A 21,690-nucleotide genomic window follows, 5' to 3' on the forward strand; every position below is an offset into this window, starting at 1 on the left:
GGCTTCGCCAGGGCCTGAAAAATCAGCACGTTAGCCTGGCGAGGCTGCGCTCATGGCTCCAATGACCTGCCGTTCGCCGGCATTGGCAGAGCCGCTTCTCGCGCCCCTTTTCCCGACACCCCTCATGGGGCTGCCGCCAGGGAAAGCGGGTGCCGACCGAAAGAAAAAGGAGTCCGCCTGTGGCTATCCGCTATGGCAAAGGGCTGACAGGAGGCGTGGTCGTCGTCGCGCTCCTGGCCCTGTTGGTCCACTGGATCGGCATCGATACGATCCAACATTATCGCGACGACTTGCTGTTCTATCTCCAGGCTCACCTGATGCTGGTCGTGGTTTCCATGCTGGCGGCCCTGGTCGTCGGCCTTCCCGCCGGCGTCGTCCTCAGCCGTCCCGCCATGGCCGGGCGCGCCGAGCGCTTCATGCAACTGTTCAACATCGGCAACACCGTGCCGCCCCTGGCCGTACTGGCCATCGCCCTGGGCATCCTGGGCATCGGCAGCGGGCCCGCCATCTTCGCCCTGTTCCTCGCCTCGCTGCTGCCCATCGTGCGCAACACCTATGAGGGTCTGAAGAACGTCCAGGGTTCTCTCAAGGAAGCCGCCACCGGCATCGGCATGACCCCGCGCCAGGTGCTGTGGAAAGTCGAGCTGCCCAACGCCGTGCCGATCATCGTCGGCGGCGTGCGCGTGGCACTGGCCATCAACGTCGGCACCGCACCGCTGGCCTTCCTGATCGGCGCCAACAGCCTCGGCAGCCTGATCTTCCCCGGCATCGCCTTGAACAACCAGCCGCAACTGCTGCTCGGCGCGGCCTGCACCGCCCTGTTGGCGCTGCTGCTCGACGGCCTGGTGACACTGGCCAGCCGCCTCTGGCTGGAACGCGGCCTGCGCCCGTCATAAACCGGGTTGGATAAAGGAATCGTGATGAAGAAGACAAGCTTGTTGCTGGGCTGCCTGCTGCTGTTCGCAGGGATAGCCCAGGGCGCGGAAAAACCACTGATCCGCCTCGGCGCCCGGGTGTTCACCGAACAGACCCTGCTGGCGGAAATCACTGCCCAGTACCTGCGCGCCAAAGGCTACGACGCGCAGATCACCGGCGGCCTGGGCAGCAACCTGGCCCGCAGCGCCCATGAGACCGGGCAACTGGACCTGCTTTGGGAATACACCGGGGTGTCACTGGTGTCCTACAACCATGTCACGGAAAAACTCGACAGCGCCCAGTCCTATGCCCGGGTGAAAGAACTCGATGCGAAAAAAGGCCTGGTCTGGCTTTCGCCGTCGAAATTCAGCAACACCTACGCACTGGCCTTGCCCGAGAAAGTCGCCCGGCAGTACCCGCAGATCAACAACATCAGTCAGCTCAACGCCGTGCTGCAGGCCGAAGCCGACGACAATCACCTGGTGGCGCTGGATACCGAATTCGCCAACCGCTCCGACGGTCTGGCGGGCATGGTGGAACAGTACGGCATGAACCTGACCCGCAAGAACATTCGGCAGATGGATGCGGGCCTGGTCTATACCGCGCTGCGCAACAGCCAGGTATTCGCCGGGCTGGTCTACACCACCGATGGCCGGCTGAACGCCTTCAAGCTGAAACTGCTGGAAGACGACAGGCACTACTTCCCCGACTACACCGCCGCGCCGGTGGTGCGCCAAGCCTTCCTTGACGCGCATCCGCAACTGGCTGCCCAGCTCAAGCCACTGGCCGAACTGTTCGATGACCAGACCATGCGCCAGCTCAACGCCCGTGTGGACGTCGACCACGAGAGCCCTTCCGCTGTCGCCGCCGATTTCCTGCGCCAACACCCAATCGACTGAGGAGGAAAAGTCATGGAATTATTGAACGCCTTTTCCCATCTCGACTGGCAACAGGTCCTGCACCTGACCTGGCAACACATCACCCTGGTCGGCATTGCCGTGACCCTGGCGATCGTCATCGGCGTACCGCTGGGCATTTTCATGACCCGTTTCCCTGCCCTCGCCGGCCCGTTGCAGGCCAGCGCCACCGTACTGCTGACGATTCCGTCGATTGCCCTGTTCGGCCTGCTGCTGCCGTTCTATTCCACTTTCGGCCAGGGCCTGGGACCGCTGCCGGCGATCACCGCAGTGTTCCTTTATTCCCTGTTGCCCATCATGCGCAACACCTACCTGGCCCTCACGGGCGTGGAGCCGGGCATCCGTGAAGCCGCCCGAGGCATCGGCATGACCTTTGGCCAGCGCCTGCGCATGGTCGAACTGCCCATCGCCGTGCCAGTGATCCTGGCCGGTGTGCGCACCGCCGTGGTCATGAACATCGGCGTCATGACCATCGCCGCCACCATCGGCGCCGGTGGCCTGGGCGTGCTCATCCTCGCTTCCATCAGCCGCAGCGACATGTCGATGCTGATCGTCGGCGCCGTGCTGGTCAGTCTCCTGGCCATCTTCGCCGACCTGCTCCTGCAATGGCTGCAACGCTCGCTGACAAGTAGGGGGTGTTCGCCGCAAATGACGGGCGCGCCGACGCCCCACAAAGCGCAAGACTAGGCGCGAGGAGAGAAGTTTGGTTTTTTCAAATGAACGACGAGCAACGACGGATTGCGCTTTGTGGGGCTCGGCTCCAACGCGCCCGTCATTTGCGGCGAACACCCCCTATACAGGACTCCTCAAATGATCGAACTTCAAAACCTCAGCAAAACCTTCAAGAGCAACGGCAAGGACGTCAAGGCCGTGGACTCGGTGAACCTGACCGTCAACGAAGGCGAGATCTGCGTGTTCCTCGGGCCGTCGGGCTGTGGCAAGAGCACCACCTTGAAGATGATCAATCGCCTGATCCCGCCCACCTCGGGCAAGGTATTGATCAACGGCGAAGACACTACCAACCTGGACGAAGTGACCCTGCGCCGCAACATCGGCTACGTGATCCAGCAGATCGGCCTGTTCCCGAACATGACCATCGAGGAAAACATCACCGTGGTCCCGCGCCTGCTGGGCTGGGACAAGCACAAATGTCACGACCGCGCCCGCGAGCTGATGAGCATGATCAAGCTCGAGCCCAAGCAGTACCTGCATCGTTATCCCCGTGAACTGTCGGGTGGCCAGCAGCAGCGGATCGGGGTGATCCGCGCCCTGGCGGCCGATGCGCCGTTGCTGCTGATGGACGAACCCTTCGGCGCGGTGGACCCGATCAACCGCGAGATGATCCAGAACGAGTTCTTCGAGATGCAGCGGGCACTGAACAAGACCGTGATCATGGTCAGCCACGACATCGACGAAGCCCTCAAGCTGGGGGACAAGATTGCGATCTTCCGTGCCGGCAAGCTGATCCAGTGCGATCACCCGGACACCCTGCTGGCACATCCGGCGGATGAGTTTGTCAGCAACTTCGTCGGCCAGGACAGCACCCTCAAGCGCCTGCTGCTGGTCAAGGCCGAGGACGCGGCGGACAACGCGCCGTCGGTCAGCCCGCAAACGCCGGTGGCCGAAGCGCTGGAGCTGATGGACGAGCACGACCGCCGCTACGTGGTGGTCACCTGTGCCCAGAACAAGGCCCTGGGTTATGTCCGACGTCGCGACCTGCATCGCCAGACCGGCACCTGCGCCCAGTTCCTGCGTGAGTTCAATGCCACGGCGGCGTATGACGAGCACCTGCGGATCCTGCTGTCGCGCATGTACGAGTTCAACCGCTCGTGGCTGCCGGTCATGGACGCCGAGCGGGTGTTCCTCGGAGAAGTGACCCAGGAATCCATCGCCGAGTACCTGAGTTCCGGTAAGTCCCGTGGGGGCAAGACCAGCATCGTTTCGCCGGCGGAGATTGCGCAGGTCTGATCACCCCAACGAACCCACAGTTTCCGGGGCGGTCACCAAAATGGTGTCTCTGCCCGAAACGCACCGATTATCCATCCAGCGGGAACATCAATCCGTCACACAGGTCGGTTACATCAGGAGCTGTCGCGCGCCGCACGACAGACGCGTGCAAAAACGCGACATTTTTAGTTGATCTCAGGCCCCTCACGCCCTAAAGTTCGCGCCGAACGTCCATGCTGGAAACGATCCATCCGGCTCAAGTACTGACGACGAGACAGCAAGGCCAAGGGAACATGCGTCCCATGGCCTTTTTGCTTTCGGCGACATGCCTTGGGAAGTAGGCGAACCAAAGTGGGGATACGGAGGACGTTCACGAGGGCTGCCAGCCCTCAAACCCATTGATCCTGATGTTTGCCAGTAGGAGTCCCAACGTATGTCGATCCAGGTCGAAGATTATTTCGCGCGCGAAACCTTTCAGAAAATGAAGGCTTTCGCCGACAAGCAGGAAACCCCGTTCGTAGTGATCGACACCGCGATGATCGCCCAGGCCTATGACGACCTGCGCGCCGGTTTCGAATTCGCCAAGGTCTACTACGCCGTCAAGGCCAACCCGGCGGTGGAAATCATCGACCTGCTCAAGGAAAAGGGTTCGAACTTCGACATCGCCTCGATCTACGAGCTGGACAAGGTCTTGAGCCGCGGTGTGGGACCCGAGCAGATCAGCTACGGCAACACCATCAAGAAATCCCGGGACATCCGCTACTTCTACGACAAGGGCGTGCGCCTGTACGCCACCGACTCCGAAGCCGACCTGCGCAACATCGCCAAGGCCGCGCCGGGCTCGAAAGTCTATGTCCGCATCCTCACCGAAGGCTCGACCACCGCAGACTGGCCGCTGTCGCGCAAGTTCGGTTGCCAGACCGACATGGCCATGGACCTGCTGATCCTGGCCCGTGACCTGGGCCTGGAACCGTACGGCATCTCGTTCCACGTCGGCTCGCAACAGCGCGATATCAGCGTCTGGGACGCGGCGATCGCCAAGGTCAAGGTGATCTTCGAGCGTCTGAAGGAAGAAGATGGCATCGTCCTGAAGCTGATCAACATGGGCGGTGGCTTCCCGGCCAACTACATCACCCGCACCAACAGCCTGGAAACCTATGCCGAGGAAATCATCCGCTTCCTCAAGGAAGACTTCGGCGAAGATCTGCCGGAAATCATCCTCGAGCCAGGCCGCTCGCTGATCGCCAACGCTGGCATCCTGGTGAGTGAAGTGGTGCTGGTGGCGCGCAAGTCCCGCACCGCGGTGGAGCGTTGGGTGTACACGGACGTGGGCAAGTTCTCCGGCCTGATCGAAACCATGGACGAAGCCATCAAGTTCCCGATCTGGACCGAGAAGAAAGGCGAGATGGAAGAAGTGGTCATCGCCGGCCCGACCTGCGACAGCGCCGATATCATGTACGAGAACTACAAGTATGGCCTGCCACTGAACCTGGCCATCGGCGACCGCCTGTACTGGCTCTCGACCGGAGCCTACACCACCAGCTACAGCGCCGTGGAATTCAATGGCTTCCCGCCGCTGAAGTCGTACTACGTATAACGCGTCGCTGGCCTGAGCTGAAAAAGCCCGTGACGGTTGTCACGGGCTTTTTTCATGCCTGCGATCCGGTCGATGTCCCCCCTGGCGCTCAAGCGCGAGCCGAATCTTCCAATACACCCAGCCGCGCCTGGTAGGCCTCGATGAGTGCCCCCAGGCCGGGCAACCGGGCGCCCTGCAGGATGGGCGTGGCGCGGCGAAGGAAGTTCAGATTGCCGGCGTGCAGCGCACGCCACAACCACACCAGGCCCTCTTCGAACTGTCCTTGCGCCAACAGCACGCAACCGTGGCTGAACTGCCCACGAAAATCGCCGGCCTCGGCCGAACACCGGTACCAGTATGCTGCCGCCAACGGATCCGCCGGACAGTGGCGACCGTCTTCCAGATAACGCCCCAAGAGATTCATCGACTTCGCATGGCCCAACTCCGCGGCTCGCCGATAGAGGGCCAGGGCTTGAGCCTGGTCTTGCATCACGCCGCGCCCGGTGGCCAGCAGGTTGGCGTAGTTGTACATCGCCCAGTCCAACCCCGCCTCGGCGGCCAGGCGATAGTGCGCTGCGGCGGTGGCGGCATCGCTGGCGCACCCCCAACCGTGTTCATGACAGCGCCCCAGCATATTGCGCGCCATCAGGTGTCCGCGTCGGGCCGCGATGCCGAACCAGCGCACCGCCAGCGGTTGGTCCTGGGCGATGCCACGGCCGTCGAGCAGAATCTGCCCCAGCAAAGCCTGGGCATCGAGCACGCCCTGGCCGGCGGCGAGCAGAATCGCCTGGGCCGCTCGCGAAGGGCTGTCGTCGAGCATGGCAGCCCAGTCGTTAGCGTCGAGCACCTGCTGGCGGCGCAGACGCAAATCCATGCCCTATACCTCTACCCAGCGACGCAGCAGATTGTGGTAGGTGCCAGTCAGGCGGATCAGCGAGGGGTGGTCGGGCATGTCGCGGGTCAGCTCCTGGATCGCCCCGTCCATTTCGAAAAGCAACGCTCGCTGGCTGTCTTCGCGTACCAGGCTCTGGGTCCAGAAGAAGGAGGCATAACGCGCGCCGCGAGTGACCGGGTTGACCTTGTGCAGGCTGGTGCCTGGGTAAAGCACCATGTCCCCCGCCGGCAGCTTGACCCGCTGGGTGCCATAGGTGTCCTGGATTTCCAGCTCGCCGCCGTCGTAGTCCTGCGGATCACTGAAAAACAGCGTGGCGGAAAGATCGGTCCGGACCCGCTCGGCGCTGCCCTTGGGCTGACGCACCGCGTTGTCGATGTGAAAGTCGAAACTGCCGCCGGCGGTGTAGCAATTCACCAGCGGTGGAAACACTTTGTGGGGTATCGCCGCCGACATGAACAGAGGGTTCTGCCACAGCCGCTCGATCATGGCCGCGCCAATCTCCTTGGCCAGGGGATGGCCTTCGGGCAGTTGCAGATTGTGCTTGGCCTTGGCCGATTGATAGCCGGCGGTGATCTTTCCATCCGCCCACTCGGTGTGCTCCAGCGCCTCGCGGATGCGCTGCACTTCTTTTGGAGAAAACACGCCGGGAATGTGCAGCAACATGACATCGGGCCCTGTGGATAAAATTGGGCGCAAATGATAGTGATTCTTATTGACCGTGTACAACCCCCATGACGTATCAGAACTCAAAACCGTATGAAATCTGTGTGAATAAAATGTAAAGCCATCTCAAATAGCAATGTATCTCAATTGATATATAAAACCATTTACCCTATATTCCGCCGCCTCGAAACCCTGGGGAGGGGAATTTCATGTCGCGTCAATCGATACAATTACCAGCCAATTCGCCGCGTTTGCTGGCGTCCGCCATCGGCGTCGCCCTCAGTGCGACATCCGTGACACAAATGGTTCAAGCGGCACAAAACAACGATGAGCAGGCCCCGCGCGAGGCCATTTCCCTGGAAGCCACCAGCATCACCGGCGAGATTCAGGACAACACTTCCTATCAGGTCGAGAAAGCCTCGTCGCCCAAGTACACCGCCCCGCTGGTGGATACGCCGCGCTCGGTGACGGTCATCCCGCAGCAGGTCCTCAAGGACACCGGCGCGCTCAACATGCAGGACGCATTGCGCACAGTGCCGGGCATTACGTTCGGTGCCGGGGAAGGCGGCAACCCCCAGGGGGACCGTCCGTTCATCCGGGGTTTCGATGCCCAGGGTGACACTTACCTGGACGGCGTGCGCGACACCGGTTCGCAAAGCCGTGAAATCTTTGCCGTGGAGTCCATTGAAGTCAGCAAGGGCCCGAATTCGGCCATTGGCGGACGCGGCGCCGCAGGTGGCACCATCAACCTGGTGAGTAAAAAAGCGCACCTGGGGAATTCCTTCGACGGTGGCTTCACCTGGGGAACCGACCAGACCCAGCGCTATACCCTGGATGGCAACTACCAGTTCAGCGACACCGCCGCCGGCCGCCTGAACCTGATGAGCCACGAAAGCAACGTCGCCGGCCGCGACAAGATCAACTACGACCGCTGGGGCGTTGCCCCTTCGCTGGCGTTCGGCCTGGGCACCGACACCCGGGTCAACCTCGACTACTACCACTTGGAAAGCAATGATCTGCCGGATGCTGGCATCCCCTACTCCATGCCCGCATCGGGCAGGACGGCCGATCGCAACAAGTCCAATCCGGACAAGCCCAACGACGGCGGCGACAGCAGCAACTTCTACGGCCTGACCGACCGTGACATGCGCAAGACCCGGACCGACACGGCGACCTTCGCCATCGAGCACGACCTGAACGATGCGCTGACCGTCAAGAATACCCTGCGCCACGGCTCCAGCATGCAGGATTACATCCTGACCCAGCCCGACGACAGCAAGGGCAATGTCAACAACGGCAGCGTCTGGCGCCGGGCCAATACCCGGGTCAGCAATGTCGATACCACCACCAACCAGACCGACCTGTTCGGGGATTTCTACATCGCCGGCTTCAAGAACAGTTTCTCCACCGGCATCGAGCTGAGCCGCGAGAAAGGCGAGAAATCCTCCTATACCGTCAACACCGACACCGTGCCCGGCACGACTGCCGCGAACACCAACTGCACGCCATCGACGATCGGGGCACCGAGCGGCTACAACTGTACGTCGCTGTCGAACCCGAACCCGGACGATCCATGGAACGGCAGGATTGCCCGCAACTATGCCGGCACCGACACCACCAGCGTCACCCGTGCGATCTACGCATTCGACACCCTGGAGCTGTCACCGCAATGGCTGCTGAACATGGGCCTGCGCTACGACCACTTCGACACGAAATACAAAACCTACAACGCCGCCGGCACCACCACGTCCAAGGGCGATGACGTGAGCGAATTCGTCACCGGTCAGTTGGGCCTGGTGTGGAAACCCGCGGACAACGCCAGCCTCTATGTCTCCTACGCCACCTCGGCCACACCGCCGGGCAACATGGTTGGCGAAGGCCAGGAAGGCAATCCGCTGGGCGGTACGCCGGACCGCAACGGCAACCTGCTCAAGAGCGACATGGAGCCGGAAACCACCAAGAACTACGAGATCGGCACCAAGTGGGACCTGCTGGGCAGCCGCCTGTCGTTGACCGCCGCGGTGTTCCGCACCGAGAAGGAAAACGCGCGGGTCCAGGTCGATACCACCACGTACGAGAACGCTGGCAAGACCCGTGTCGATGGCATCGAGCTTTCGGCCAGCGGCAAGATCACGGATAAATGGCAGGTGTTCGCCGGCTACAGCTACCTGGACAGTGAACAGGTCGATGGTGGCCCCTTGAGCGTCACCGACGGCAACCAGCTACCCAACACGCCGAAAAACAGTGCCAGCGTCTGGACCACCTATGCGGTCACACCGAAGCTGACCCTCGGTGGCGGCGCCTTCTATGTCGACGACGTGTTCGGCAACGTCGCCAACACCACCATGGTCGATTCCTATGTGCGCTACGACGCCATGGCCAGCTACAAGGTCAGCAAGCACCTGGACCTGCAACTCAACGTGCAGAACCTGACGGACGAAACCTACTACGACAAGGCACTGGGCAACCACTTCGCCAACCAGGCAGCCGGACGGACCGCGTTGGTGAGCACCAACTTCCATTTCTGACCGGCAGCCATACGGCTCGTGGCGAGGCAGCCTGCTCTCGCCACATGTTTCCAACAGCCGGCCAACAGCGTGCCCGAGCCCCGTTCATACGAATGATCGGGGCTTTTATACGTGTTTATGAATGCTTCTCGATAACACACGGCATAATACGCGCCGTGATGAAACGTAATACATGAACAAGGCGAGCGATGTGTTGAAGAAAACCCTGTTCCAGTTGCACTGGTTCTTTGGCATCAGTGCCGGCCTGGTCCTGGCATTCATGGGCATTACCGGTGCGGCGGTGTCGTTCCAGGATGAGATCCTGAGGGCATTGAACCCCCATGTGCTGGTGGTCCCGAAACAGCCGGCCGGCGTCCTGCCGCCGGCCGAACTGGTGGAACAGATCGAAGCCGCCTCCGGCAAGACCGTGAACATGCTCTGGGTCGAGACCGACAGCGGCAATGCCGCGCGGGTGATCTTCACCGCCCCGCCCGGGGAAAAACGCGGGGCCATGCGTTATTTCAATCCCTACAACGCCCAGTTCATGGGCGACGTGGTGGGCCAGGACTTCTTTGTCCTGGTGCTCAAGCTGCATCGCATCCTGGCCCTGGATGACGTGGGCCGGCAGATCACCGGGGCGTGCACGCTGATCCTGGTGTTCTTCTGCCTGTCCGGGCTTTATCTGCGCTGGCCGAGGCAATGGAAGAACTGGCGCGCCTGGCTGACCCTCGACTGGGCGAAGAAAGGCCGCGGCTTCAATTGGGACCTGCACTCGGTGGCCGGCACCTGGTGCCTGGTGTTCTACCTGCTGGCCGCCCTGACCGGCCTGACCTGGTCGTACGAGTGGTACAACAAAGGCGTGACACGTCTGCTCTCCGACTCACCCAAGGACGAAAGGGTGCGCAACCGGGGGCCGGCACCGGAAGGCCCGCCGCCGGTGGCCGACTACCGGGCCATGTGGAGCAGCATCTACAGCCTCGCAGGGCCGGACCTGTCCGCCTATAACGTACGCATGCCACCGGTGGCCGGGCAACCGGCGACGGTGTTCTACCTGCTGAAGAATTCGCCTCATGATCGCGCGTTGAACCAGATCATGCTCGACCCGGCCACCGGCGCCATCACCCGACACAGCCGCTACAGCGACAAGAGCCTCAAGGCACAACTGCTGACCAGCGTCTATGCCCTGCATGTCGGCAGTTATTTCGGCCTGCCCGGGCGGATCCTGGTGACGGTTGCCGCGCTGGCCATGCCACTGTTCTTCATTACCGGCTGGTTGCTGTACCTGGACCGTCGTCGCAAGAAACGCCAGGCCAGGCAGGCGCGCCAGGCGCTGTCCAGCCAGCACGGCGATGCGCCGGCCTGGCTGATCGGGTTCGCCAGCCAGAGCGGCTTCGCCGAACAACTGGCTTGGCAGACCGCCGGTCAACTCCAGGCCGCCGGGGTGCCGGTGAATGTCCGGCCGCTGGCCGGCGTCAGCGAACAGGACCTGAGCCACTCCACCCATGCCTTGTTCGTGGTCAGTACCTTTGGCGACGGTGAAGGACCGGACAGCGCCCGTGGGTTCGAGCGCAAGGTGCTGGGCCAGACCCTGAGCCTGGAACGCCTGCACTACTCGGTGCTGGGCCTTGGGGATCGACAGTACGAGAACTTCTGTGGCTTCGCCCGGCGCCTGCACGCCTGGTTGGCCGAGCACGGCGGCAAGACGTTGTTCGCCCCGGTGGAAGTCGACAGCGGCGACCCGTACGCCCTGCGTCACTGGCAGCAGCAATTGGCCGAACTGACCGGCCAGGCGCCGGCCGATACCTGGAAAGCCCCCGACTTCGAAAACTGGACGTTGAACCAGCGCACTCTGCTCAACCCCGACAGCAGCGGCTCGGGCGTGTACCTGTTGGGGCTCACCGCCCCTGGCCCGAGCAGTTGGCTGGCCGGCGACCTGGTGCAGGTGTTGCCACGCAACGACCGCTGGGCCATCGAGCAGTTCCTCGATGGCCTGGGCATCGCCGGCAATGCCAAGGTGCAGGTCGACGGCCTGCCGCACAGCCTGGAACAGGCCCTGGCCACCCGTCAGTTGCCGGCCAACCGCGCTCACCTGGTGGGACTGCATGCCCAGGCCCTGTTCGATGCATTGGCGCCCCTGGCCATACGCGAATATTCCATCGCCTCGATCCCGGCCGATGGCTCGCTGGAGCTGATCGTACGCCAGGAACGCCACGCCGATGGCAGCCTGGGCATCGGCTCCGGCTGGCTCACCGAACACGCCTTGCTGGGCAGCGCCATCACCCTGCGCGTGCGCCGCAACAGCGGTTTCCATCTGCCGCCCCAGGGCGTACCGATGATTCTGCTGGGCAATGGCACGGGCCTGGCGGGCCTGCGCAGCCTGCTCAAGGCCCGGGTCGCCGAGGGCATGCAGCGCAATTGGTTGCTGTTTGGCGAACGCAACCGCGAACACGATTTCCACTGCCGCGACGAGTTGCAGGAATGGGTGACCTCCGGCGACCTGGAGCGCCTGGACCTGGCCTTTTCCCGGGATCAGGAACAGAAAATCTACGTCCAGGACCGCCTGCTGGAATCGGCCGCGCTGCTCAAGCAATGGATGGCCGACGGCGCGGTGATCTATGTCTGCGGCAGCTTGCAGGGCATGGCGTCAGGGGTGGATCACGTGCTCAACCTGGTGCTGGGCCGCGAGGACGTGGAACGGCTGATCGAGCAGGGGCGGTATCGGCGGGACGTCTACTGATCCTGGCCGCAACATCGACCCTGTGGGAGCGAGCTTGCTCGCGATAGCGCAGCTTCAGTCAACGCCTCATTGACTGACACACTGCCATCGCGAGCAAGCTCGCTCCCACAGGGGGCGTTGCATGGCTGACATTCAAACCGGCTGCAACTTCTTCTCGAATACCGCCACCCCTTGCAGATCCCGCAGCACCACGCTCATCTCCCCGCTCTGCCCGTCGATGTTCACCTCACCGAAGAACTGGTAGCCGGCGAACGGCGAGGTGTTCTGCGCTGGCGGGGCCTTCTGGAACACCACCTCGGGCCCGAAGGTCTTGTCCAGGGCGTTGGGTCCGAAGCTGCCAGCATTCAAGGGCCCGGCGACAAACTCCCAGAACGGCTCGAAGTCCTGGAATGCGGCCTGCTCCGGGTGGTAATGGTGGGCGGCGCAATAATGGACATCGGCGGTCAGCCAGACGTAGTTGCGCACTTGATGCTTGCGCAAGTAGCCGAGCAGCTCGGCGATTTCCACCTCGCGCCCCTGGGCCTGGCCCGGGTCACCATTGGCAACCGCCTCCCAGCGCGGTACACCGGGGCTGACCTCCCCGTCAGGCACACCCAGGCCGATGGGCATGTCGGCGGCGATGACTTTCCATTGGGCACGGGACTGCTTCAATTCGCGCTTGAGCCAGTTCAGCTGCTCGCGGCCAAGGAACGGTTTGGCTGCGCCCAGGTTGGCGTCGTTGGCTTCGCGGTAACTGCGCATGTCCAGCACGAAGACATCCAGCATCGGCCCATAGCCGAGCTTGCGGTAGATCCGCCCGCCGCCGTCGGCCTTCTGCAGGCGCATCGGCGCGTATTCCAGCCAGGCCTGCCGTGCACGCCCCACCAGGGTGTGGATGTCCTTGGTCTGGTAGCGCTCATCCAGCTGTTTACCGGGTGACCAGTTGTTCACCACTTCGTGGTCGTCCCATTGCCAGATCTGCGGCACCTCGGCATTGAAGCGCCGCAGGTTCTCGTCCATCAGGTTGTAACGATAGTTGCCACGGTATTCATCCAGGGTCTCGGCGACCTTGCTCTTGGCTTCGGTGGTGAGGTTGCGCCAGATACGACCGCCTTCGGTGGTGATCTGCGCCGGGACCGGACCGTCGGCATAGATGGTGTCGCCGCTGTGGATGAAAAAATCCGGCAGGCGCAGGCGCATGGCCTCGTAGATCCGCATGCCACCGATATCCGGGTTGATACCAAAGCCCTGGCCGACGGTATCGCCGCTCCAGACAAAGCGGATGTTGCGCTTGAATTGCGGCACGCTGCGCAAGTGACCGAGCCAGGGTTCGCTGGCAACGCCGTATTGGGCGTCTTCGAAACGCACGCGATAGAACACAGCCTGGTCGGGCGGCAATCCGCTGAGCTCCACCCGCGCCGTGAAATCGCTGCGGCTGTCCACCACAGGCGAAACGACCTGCCGGGGGTTGTGGAACCGGCTGCGGGTATCCCATTGCACCACCATCCGTGCCGGACGATCGCAACGGCTCCAGATCATCGCCCGGTCACCGCGCAAGTCGCCGGACTGCACGCCGTCGGTGATCAGCGGACGATCCTTCACCGAAGCGATCACTGCCGGTGCCAGCCCCGGCAATAACAACCCCGCCCCCACGGCTTGAATCACACGACGACGGCCCCGGTCGAATTCGCTCATGGTGTTCTCCCTTGAAATGGGAAAACTAAAGCATGGGTGTGTGAAGTGGGTGTGACAGGGAATTCATGCCCGCCCCAAAAGCAATGTGGGAGCTAGCGTGCTCGCGATGGCGGAGTGTCAGGCAACCCAGTTGTCCACCGATACACCGCTATCGCGAGCAAGCTCGCTCCCACAGGGGAATTTCATTGTTTCAAAGAAGCGATCAGGCCTTGGCCGGCTCCAACGTCATTTCCACCCCCTCAGGCCGCTTGAGCAACGCATACACCACCGCCGTCAGCAAGCTACCCGCCACGATCGCCAGCAGGTACAGCAGCGCATGATTGATGGCATTGGGGATCAGCATCACGAACAGACCGCCGTGGGGTGCCATGAGTTTGCAGCCGAAGTACATCGACAACGCACCGGTCAGCGCACCACCGGCAATGCTGGCCGGAATCACCCGCAACGGGTCCTTGGCGGCGAATGGAATGGCGCCTTCGGAGATGAAGCACAGCCCCAGCACCAGGGCCGCCTTGCCGGCCTCGCGTTCGGTCCGGGCGAACTTGCGCCGGGCGATGAAGGTGGCGATACCCAGGCCAATCGGCGGCACCATGCCGGCGGCCATGGTCGCGGCCATCGGTGCGTAACTCTGGGAAGCCAGCAGGCCCACCGAAAACGCGTAGGCGGCCTTGTTGATGGGCCCACCCAGGTCGATGCACATCATCGCGCCCAGCAGCACGCCCAGCAAAATGGCATTGGCGGTGCCCATGCTATCGAGGAAATGGGTCAGGGCATCCAGCATGCCCGCCACTGGCTTGCCCACCACGTAGATCATCACCAGGCCAGTGAACAGGCTCGCCAGCAGCGGGATGATCAGGATCGGCTTGAGCGCTTCCAGGCTCTGGGGCAGTCGGGCGTAGCGATTGATCGCCTTGGCCGCATAACCGGCCAGGAAACCGGCGATGATGCCGCCGATGAAGCCGGCCCCCAGGGTGCTTGCCAGCATTCCCCCGATCATTCCCGGCGCCAGGCCCGGACGGTCGGCGATGGAATAGGCGATGTAGCCGGCCAGCAGCGGCACCATCAGCTTGAACGCCGTGTCGCCGCCAATCTGCATCAGCGCGGCCGCCAGGGTGCCAGGCTCCTTGAAGGCCTCGATGCCGAACACGAACGACAAGGCGATCATCAAACCACCGGCCACCACCATCGGCAGCATGAACGATACGCCGGTCAGCAGGTGCTTGTAGGCGCCGGTCTTTTCCGACTTGGCCGGGGCGCTGGCGCCGCTCGAGGCGCTTTCCTGGCGACCTTCGACCAGCGCTTTGTTCAGCGTCGCTTCGGCCTGTTTCAAGGCCACGCCAGTGCTGCAACGATAGATCTTCTTGCCAGCAAACCGCTCGGTGGCGACTTCAATGTCGGTCGCCAGCAGCACCACGTCCGCTTCGGCGATGGCCTCGGCGCTCAACGGATTGCGCGCACCGACCGAGCCCTGGGTTTCCACCTGCAGGTCGTAGCCCAGTTTCGTCGCCGCCTGCTGCAAGGCTTCGGCGGCCATGAAGGTATGGGCAACGCCCGTTGGGCATGCGGTGATGGCAACCAGGCGCGGGGCACGCTCGGCCGACGCCGCCGGTTCTTGTGCGAACGCGTCGGCCTCGCCCAGAACCTCAGCTTCTACGGCGCCACGACGCAGCACCGCATCAACGTCCTGCAGGGCCTGGGCCGGTGTGCTGCGAAATACCCGCTTGCCGACGAATCGCGACAGATCCACCGGGCCGCTGGCAACCAGCAAGATCCATTCGGCGGCTTCAAGGGTCGCCGTCGACAACTGGCGTTCCGGATGGGTCGCGTCATGCACCTCGACGCTGGTGCTCCATCCCTGGCGCTGGGCCGCCGCGTCCAGCAGGCGGGCGCACAACACACTGGTGACCATGCCGTTCGGGCAGGCCGTCACAATGGCTAGTTTCATACTTGCGAACCCTCTTATTGTTCTGTCAGGGGGCGCACGCGCACGCCCTGTTCAAGCGACGCCAGCAACGCGGTGTCACGGATGCCGAAACCGATCTGCGTCACGGCCATGGCGGCGATGGCCGTGGCGGTGCGCAGGGTCTGCTCGGGGGTGTGCGCGCCCAGCAGGCCGTGGAGCATGCCCGCCAACAGCGAGTCCCCGGCGCCCACGGTGCTGGCGACGGTGACCCGGGGCGGCGAGGCATGCAGCGCCGATCCGGCACTGAACCAGTTCACCCCGTCGGCGCCATGGGAAATCACCACCTGCTCGACGCCCTGTGCGTGCAGGCGCTGCGCAGCCTCGACCTGGGCCGATTCGCTCACTACATCACACCCCAGCGCATCGGCCAGTTCCTCGGTGTTCGGCTTGATCAGCCAGGGTCCGGCCGCCAGTGCGACGCGCAAGGCTTCGCCGCTGGTGTCCAGGGCCACTTTCAGGCCGAGTGTCTTCAAGCGCGTGATCAGGGCTTGCAACCATTGCGGGCTGACCCCACGGGGCAAGCTGCCCGCCACCACCACGGCATCGTGACCGGGGGCGATCCGTTCCAGCCGCTCGAGCAATGCCTGTTGCGCGGCGTCATCGACCTTCGGCCCCGGACCGTTGAGGTCCGTGATGCGCCCATCCTGCTCGGCCAGCTTGATGTTGCTGCGGGTTTCACCGGGCACCCGGATAAAGGCATCGGTAAAGCCGCGCTGGGCGAACAGCGTCTCGAACGCCTGGGCGTTGTCTTCGCCGAGAAAACCGCTGACGGTCAGCGTATGCCCCAGGTCGGCCAGGACCTGGGCCACGTTCACGCCTTTACCGGCGGCGTGGCTGTGCATGGCATCGCTGCGGTTGACCTGCCCCGGCTCCAGACGCGCCAGTTCCACCGTGAGGTCGAGCGCCGGATTGAGGGTCAGGGTAAGAATCTTCGCCATTACAGCGCCTCCACTAATGTGCGCACGTCATTGGCGCTGCCCACGGCCAGCGCCTCCTGGGCGAGGGCCTTGGCCTGTTCGAGGGTCAATTCGCGTACCCGTGCCTTGACCTCGGCGATGCTACGGGCTGAAACACTCAGTTCGTCCACACCCAGGCCTACCAGCACCGGCACCGCCAGCGGGTCGGCCGCCAGCTCACCGCACACACCGACCCACTTGCCGTGGGCATGCGCGGCGCGCACGGTGATGTCGATCAGTTGCAGCACCGCCGGGTGCAGGCCATCGGCCTGGGCCGAGAGGCTCGGGTGGCCACGGTCGATGGCCAGGGTGTACTGGGTCAGGTCGTTGGTGCCGACGCTGAAGAAATCCACTTCCTTGGCGAGTACCGGGGCCAGCAGCGCAGCGGACGGCACTTCGATCATGATCCCCAGCTGCAGGTCCGCCACAGGGATTTCCCGGCGCAGGCGCTCGGTCATGTCCCGGGCCTGGCGCCACTCTTCGACGCTGCCCACCATGGGAAACATGATCCGTAGCGGACGGTTGTCCGCCGAACGCAGCAAGGCCCGCAATTGCGCCTCCATGATCTGCGGACGCTGCAGGGTCAGACGAATGCCCCGCACGCCGAGGAAAGGGTTTTCCTCTTTGGCTATCGGCCAGTACGGCAGCGGCTTGTCGCCCCCCACATCGAGGGTGCGCACCACCAGTGGTCGACCGGCCAGGCCGTCGAGCACCTTGCGGTATTCGGCTTCCTGGATGGCCTCGTCCGGCGCCTGGGTGTGGGCCATGAAAATCAGCTCGGTGCGCAACAGGCCGATGCCCTCGGCGCCCTGCTCCACAGCGCTGGCGACCCCGGCGCTTTCGCCGATGTTGGCGAACACTTCCACCGCGTGGCCATCACGGGTCAATGCCGGTTGGTGACGCTGTTGGGCGGCGACCTTGAGGCGCTGTTCGCGGGTGTCGCGCTCCTCGACAGCGCGTTGCAAAGTGGCGGCGTCCGGATCGACATGCAGGCGGCCGCGCTGCCCGTCCAGCAACAATGGCGTGCCCGGCGCCAGCAGCAACACCGCGGCGCCGGCCCCCACCAGCGCCGGGATGCCCAGGGCACGGGCGACGATAGCGCTATGGGCAGTGGCGCCGCCCCGGGCGGTGAGGATCCCGGCCACGCGGCTCGGATCCAGACGAGCCACATCGGACGGCCCCACTTCGTCCATCACCAGGATGTACGGCTGCTCGGGTTCGTTCGGGGTTTCGACGCCACACAGTTGCGCCAGCACCCGACGGCCAACGTCCCGCAGGTCGGCGGCCCGCTCGGCCAGCAAGGCATCCTGCAAGGCCTCCTGCTCTTTGGCGGCGGCTTCGATCACGCCCATCCACGCCGCCTGCGCACTCTCGCCCAGCTTCAAGCGGGTGTCGACTTCGTCGGTCAGCTCCGGGTCGTCGAGCATTTCCTGGTGGGTGATGAAGATCTCGCGAACAGCCTTGGCCTTGGCGCGTTCGATCAGGCCCTGGATGTCGCGCCGCACCTGGCTCAAGGCGTTCTGCAGGCGCTCGCGCTCGATGGCCGCCGATTCACCGCGCAGCGGATAGTCGATGGCCTGCAGTACCTGGATATGGGCCGGGCCGATGGCGATGCCCGGGGCGGCGGCGACGGCCTGGATCAGGCTGCCGGATTCAGGCGCCAGCATGACGGTCGCGACCTCGGCCATCACGGTTTCCCGTGGCGCACTCGGTGGCGGCAACGGTTCGACCTCTTCGCCCAGGCCTTCTTCAATGGCCGCCAGCAGTGCCGGCAACGCATCGTTGGCAATGCTCGGTTCGGCAATGAACTCCAGGACCTGGCCGCGCCGGGCGCCCAGGCTCAGCAGCTTGCTCAGGCTCTTGGCCGACACGGCGCTGTCCTGGCCATCGACGATCCGCACGCGAATCTCGCCTTCGAAGCTCTTGGCCAGTTGCGCGAGGATCTTGGCCGGACGCGCATGCAAGCCATGGGCATTGGCCAGGCCGATGCGGGCGCTGGGCCAGTCGGCGGGCAACTCGCCGCCCAGCACTTCCAGTACCTTGCGACTGCTGGTGGCCCGCCCCAGTTCGTGGCCGCGCCCTTCGATCAACAACGCACACAGGCGTTCGAGCAGCGCCTGGTGCGCCTCGCCGAGACTGGCCAGGCAGAACAACCCGCTCAGGGGCTGGCCGAGATAACGGATGGGTTTGTCCGGCGTCACGAACGCCAGGCCCGGACGCTTGACCGTCTGTTCGCTGTGCAACCACCACAGGCCATCGCCCAGGGGCAGCGCATCGACTTGCTGCAAGACCCCGGCAAACCCATTGCTGACGCAATCGGCCTGGCGCAGCAGGCGGGCGCCACGCCAGACCAGTTCTTCGAAATCATCGGCCGACACACCCAGGCCGATCATCTGTGCGTCCAGGGCCAGTTCCTGTGGCGCCCCTTGCAGCAGCTTCAACAGCGCCTCGGCGGAACTGGCACGGCGCAGGGCCTGGCCCAGGTCGGTCTCGCCCAGGGCCCGGGTCAGCAATTGCAGCAAACGCAGGTGTTCGTCGGATTTGGCCGCGATGCCGATCGCCAGGTAGACGATCTGTCCATCGCCCCAATCCACCCCGTCGGGGAACTGCAGCAAGCGCACGCCCGTGGAGTGAACCAGGTCGCGGGTCTGCGGCGTACCGTGGGGAATGGCGATACCTTGGCCAAGAAAGGTCGAGCCCTGTGCTTCGCGGGCCTGCAAGCCGGCGAGATAACCTTCGGCCACCAGGCCATCGGCAACCAGTTTGTCAGCGAGCAATTGCAGCGCGGCGGCTTTATCCACAGCCGTCTGGGCCATGGATATCTGCTCTGGATTGAGCTCGAGCATGCTTTCTCCTTTTTGGCGTCCGGTGGTCGCCAGGTATTGTTTTGAATGAATCAGCTTAGGCTTTGTACCCTAACGCGACAGGACAGCATTTGGCGGGATCGCGGCAGAGTCGCCAAAATTTCTGTCAGCCTTGAAAATACGCTTGCTGAAACGTTTAATCTAGAAAGATTGGCACGTTACTCGATAATCTTTCATCCTTGAAGTGCAACTTGTCGAAAGCGTCCGTCACCCACAATCGGGTAGGATGGCTGCTCATTGTCGGGGCAACCTCGAAAAAACAAGGAAAACCGGGTTGAAACTCAGTGATATCGCCCAACTGGCCGGTGTGTCCGTCACCACCGCCAGTTATGTCATCAACGGCAAGGCCGAACAGCAACGCATCAGCAACGCGACCGTCGAGCGGGTGCGCGCGGTGGTCGAAGAACACGGCTTCACGCCCAACCCCCAGGCCGCCGGGCTGCGCAGCCGGCACACCCGTACCCTGGGCTTCATCCTGCCGGATCTGGAAAACCCCAGTTACGCCCGCATCGCCAAGCTGCTGGAACAAGGCGCCCGGGCCCAGGGCTATCAGTTGCTGATCGCCAGCTCCGACGACGCGCCCGACAGCGAGCGCCAGCTCTTGCAGCTGTTCCGCGCCCGCCGCTGCGATGCGCTGATCGTCGCCAGCTGCCTGCCCGCCGGCGATGACAGTTATCGCCAGCTGCAGGCCAAGGGCATCCCGATCATCGCCATCGACCGGGTAATGGAACCGGCCCACTTCTGCTCGGTGATCAGCGACGATCGCCAGGCCAGCCTGCAATTGACCCGCAGCCTGCTGGAAACACAGCCCCGGCAGATCGCGCTGATCGGCGCTCGCCCAGAGCTGAGCATCAGCCAGGAACGGGCCGCCGGTTTTCGCCAGGCACTGGCCGGGTTCGACGGCCAGGTATTGATCGAACACGGCGAGTCGTTCAGCCGGGAATGCGGTCGCCAGTTGATGGAGGAGTTGCTCGAACGCCTCGGTCACTTGCCCGATGCACTGATCACCACGTCCTACGTCCTGCTGCAAGGGGTGTTCGACGCCCTGCACGACTTCCCGCTCAAGGCGCGCCCGCTGCGCCTGGGTACGTTCGGCGACACACAACTGCTGGACTTCCTGCCACTGCCGGTCAACGCCATGTCCCAGCAACATCAACTGATTGCCGACAAGGCACTGGAACTGGCCCTGGCAGCCATCGAAAACGATGAATACCAGCCGGGTGTGCAAGCCATCGCGCGGACATTCAAACAGCGCATCCACCAGGGTTGAGCATTTCAGGGCCGGAACATGGAGCTGATCGACACCCACACCCACCTGGACTTTCCCGACTTCGACGCGGACCGGCCGGCGCTGCTGGCCAATAGCCGCGCGCTGGGCGTCCGGGAGATGGTGGTGCTGGGGGTGCATCGGGACAATTGGCAGCGCGTCTGGGACCTGGTGCAGAGCGACCCGGACCTGCACGCCGCGCTGGGCCTGCACCCGGTCTACCTGGACCAGCATCGCGCCGACGACGTGACGCAACTGCACGACTGGCTGGACCGCCTGGCCGGGCATCGGCAACTGTGCGCGGTAGGTGAAATCGGCCTGGATTACTACATCGAAACCCTCGACCGCGAGCGCCAGCAGACGCTGTTCGAGGCGCAGTTGCAACTGGCGGCGCAATTCCGCCTGCCGGCGCTGATCCATGTACGCCGCAGCCACGCCGCCGTGATCGCGACCCTCAAGCGCTTCGCCCTGGAACGCACAGGCATCATCCACGCCTTCGCCGGCAGCTACGAAGAGGCACGCGAATACATCAAGCTAGGCTTCAAGCTTGGCCTGGGCGGTGCCGCGACCTGGCCCCAGGCCCTGCGCATGCACCGCGTGCTGGCGAAACTGCCCCTGGACGCCGTCGTGCTGGAGACCGACTCACCGGACATGGCGCCGGCGATGTTCCCCGGTCAGCGCAACAGCCCTGCGCATCTACCGGCTATCTGCGAGGCACTGGCCGGGATCATGGCGGTGACGCCTGAGCGACTGGCCGAGGCCAGCACCGCCAACGCCCGCCAACTCTTCAACTGGTAAAACCTGTGGGC

General features: G+C 63.6%; 15 protein-coding genes. 9 read left to right on the forward strand and 6 right to left on the reverse strand.

Going from position 1 to position 21,690, the window contains the following annotated elements:
- The first annotated feature begins 179 nt into the window (after window positions 1–179).
- The 5 genes from BT179_RS10250 to BT179_RS10270 all read left to right on the forward strand — a co-directional run bounded on the left by BT179_RS10250 (window position 180) and on the right by BT179_RS10270 (window position 5,376).
- Window positions 180–896, forward strand: coding sequence for an ABC transporter permease (locus BT179_RS10250; protein ID WP_072388496.1), 717 nt, complete (start codon window positions 180–182; stop codon window positions 894–896).
- A gap of 24 nt (window positions 897–920) precedes the next feature.
- Entirely contained in the window at window positions 921–1,814 is an 894-nt protein-coding gene (locus tag BT179_RS10255) for a glycine betaine ABC transporter substrate-binding protein (RefSeq protein WP_072388498.1), read from the forward strand.
- Between the two features lie 12 nt (window positions 1,815–1,826).
- On the forward strand, window positions 1,827–2,519 hold the full coding sequence (locus BT179_RS10260; RefSeq protein WP_072388500.1) for an ABC transporter permease: 693 nt from the start codon (window positions 1,827–1,829) through the stop codon (window positions 2,517–2,519).
- Between the two features lie 123 nt (window positions 2,520–2,642).
- A complete protein-coding gene (locus BT179_RS10265; protein WP_072388502.1) occupies window positions 2,643–3,800 on the forward strand; it encodes an osmoprotectant ABC transporter ATP-binding protein OsmV in 1,158 nt (385 codons plus the stop codon).
- Window positions 3,801–4,212: 412 nt separating this feature from the next.
- A complete protein-coding gene (locus BT179_RS10270) occupies window positions 4,213–5,376 on the forward strand; it encodes a type III PLP-dependent enzyme (RefSeq protein WP_072388504.1) in 1,164 nt (387 codons plus the stop codon).
- 88 nt (window positions 5,377–5,464) lie between these two features.
- Here BT179_RS10270 and BT179_RS10275 read toward each other — a convergent pair whose 3' ends face one another.
- A complete protein-coding gene (locus BT179_RS10275) occupies window positions 5,465–6,229 on the reverse strand; it encodes a tetratricopeptide repeat protein (RefSeq protein ID WP_072430743.1) in 765 nt (254 codons plus the stop codon).
- 3 nt (window positions 6,230–6,232) lie between these two features.
- On the reverse strand, window positions 6,233–6,913 hold the full coding sequence (locus BT179_RS10280) for a Fe2+-dependent dioxygenase (RefSeq protein WP_072430742.1): 681 nt from the start codon (window positions 6,911–6,913) through the stop codon (window positions 6,233–6,235).
- A 209-nt stretch (window positions 6,914–7,122) separates the two neighbouring features.
- Here BT179_RS10280 and BT179_RS10285 point away from each other — a divergent pair, with 209 nt between their 5' ends.
- Both BT179_RS10285 and BT179_RS10290 read left to right on the forward strand, forming a co-directional pair.
- Window positions 7,123–9,441, forward strand: a complete 2,319-nt coding sequence (locus BT179_RS10285; RefSeq protein WP_072388510.1) for a TonB-dependent receptor — start codon at window positions 7,123–7,125, stop codon at window positions 9,439–9,441.
- 190 nt (window positions 9,442–9,631) lie between these two features.
- Window positions 9,632–12,157 carry a PepSY domain-containing protein gene (locus BT179_RS10290; RefSeq protein WP_177305106.1) on the forward strand — a complete coding sequence of 842 codons (2,526 nt, stop codon included), beginning with the start codon at window positions 9,632–9,634 and terminating at the stop codon, window positions 12,155–12,157.
- 132 nt (window positions 12,158–12,289) lie between these two features.
- Here BT179_RS10290 and BT179_RS10295 read toward each other — a convergent pair whose 3' ends face one another.
- The 4 genes from BT179_RS10295 to ptsP form a co-directional block, all read right to left on the reverse strand.
- On the reverse strand, window positions 12,290–13,831 hold the full coding sequence (locus BT179_RS10295) for an alkaline phosphatase D family protein (RefSeq protein ID WP_072430740.1): 1,542 nt from the start codon (window positions 13,829–13,831) through the stop codon (window positions 12,290–12,292).
- 202 nt (window positions 13,832–14,033) lie between these two features.
- Entirely contained in the window at window positions 14,034–15,776 is a 1,743-nt protein-coding gene (locus BT179_RS10300; protein ID WP_072430739.1) for a PTS fructose-like transporter subunit IIB, read from the reverse strand.
- 14 nt (window positions 15,777–15,790) lie between these two features.
- Window positions 15,791–16,732 (reverse strand): 1-phosphofructokinase, encoded by a 942-nt coding sequence (gene pfkB, locus BT179_RS10305; RefSeq protein WP_072388519.1) that lies wholly within the window; start codon window positions 16,730–16,732, stop codon window positions 15,791–15,793.
- Window positions 16,732–19,596 (reverse strand): phosphoenolpyruvate--protein phosphotransferase, encoded by a 2,865-nt coding sequence (ptsP, locus tag BT179_RS10310; protein ID WP_072388521.1) that lies wholly within the window; start codon window positions 19,594–19,596, stop codon window positions 16,732–16,734. The genes pfkB and ptsP overlap by 1 nt, the downstream gene beginning before the upstream one ends.
- Before the next feature lie 292 nt (window positions 19,597–19,888).
- On the opposite strand from ptsP, the gene cra reads away from it, so the two are divergent.
- Window positions 19,889–20,884: a catabolite repressor/activator gene (cra, locus tag BT179_RS10315; RefSeq protein ID WP_072388523.1), complete on the forward strand. Its 996-nt coding sequence runs from the start codon at window positions 19,889–19,891 to the stop codon at window positions 20,882–20,884.
- A gap of 18 nt (window positions 20,885–20,902) precedes the next feature.
- Window positions 20,903–21,679 carry a TatD family hydrolase gene (locus BT179_RS10320; RefSeq protein ID WP_072388525.1) on the forward strand — a complete coding sequence of 259 codons (777 nt, stop codon included), beginning with the start codon at window positions 20,903–20,905 and terminating at the stop codon, window positions 21,677–21,679.
- Window positions 21,680–21,690: the final 11 nt, after the last annotated feature.

Source organism: Pseudomonas sp. NFACC43, from assembly GCF_900119645.1.
In the GTDB taxonomy this organism is placed as follows: Bacteria; Pseudomonadota; Gammaproteobacteria; order Pseudomonadales; family Pseudomonadaceae; genus Aquipseudomonas.